Source organism: Roseateles sp. P5_E1 (assembly GCF_054049335.1).
Genome location: NZ_JBFUMN010000282.1, coordinates 1 through 620 on the forward strand (window position 1 = coordinate 1; position 620 = coordinate 620).

Here is a 620-nt window from a genome sequence, read left to right on the forward strand (position 1 = left end):
GTCGAGACCGGCGTGGCGCTGCTGCCCGGTACCCAGGAAGCGGAATGGACGCTGCGTTTCAGCCGCGCCGACAAGCGCGTGTACAACTGGAACAACAGCGCCCGTGGTGGCGGCCTGGAACTGCGCGTGGACCAGTCGCCGGACCAGTACCAGGTCAGCATTCCGGCCGCGTTGGCGCAGCGGCTGCTGCGCAGTTGGCAAGCCGCGCTCGATGCGGCGGTGCCGGTTGATCGCAAGGCCGCGGTGCTGGACGGTGAAGTGCTGTCCTTCCAGGTGGATGGGCAGCGTTTCAGTGGCCCGCGCCCGGAGTGCGGCAGCGGCAGGCTGATGATGAAACAGGTGGCGCTGCTGATCGAAGCCAGCGACACCAAGGAAAAGAAGCTCGACCGTCGCTGGAAAGATCTGGACGAGTCGCTCGACGAACTGCAGCAACTGCTCGCCGGCAAGGCCGGCTGAGTCCCAGGAGAACAACAATGGCCGCAATTGAAATCAAGGTTCCCGACATCGGCGATTACAGCGGTGTCCCGGTGATCGAACTGCTGGTCGCCGTKGGWGACACSGTSAAGAAGGACCAGGGCCTGGTCACGCTGGAATCGGACAAGGCGACGTTGGAAGTGCCG

The 620-nt window shown here is 64.4% G+C and carries 2 protein-coding genes; both read left to right on the forward strand.

Annotated features, from left to right (window positions below):
* A partial coding sequence (locus ACXJKJ_RS31055; protein ID WP_457395416.1) for a hypothetical protein occupies positions 1-456 on the forward strand: 456 nt, incomplete at its 5' end.
* A 17-nt stretch (positions 457-473) separates the two neighbouring features.
* On the forward strand, positions 474-620 hold a 147-nt coding region (locus ACXJKJ_RS31060; protein ID WP_457395418.1), incomplete at its 3' end, for a biotin/lipoyl-containing protein.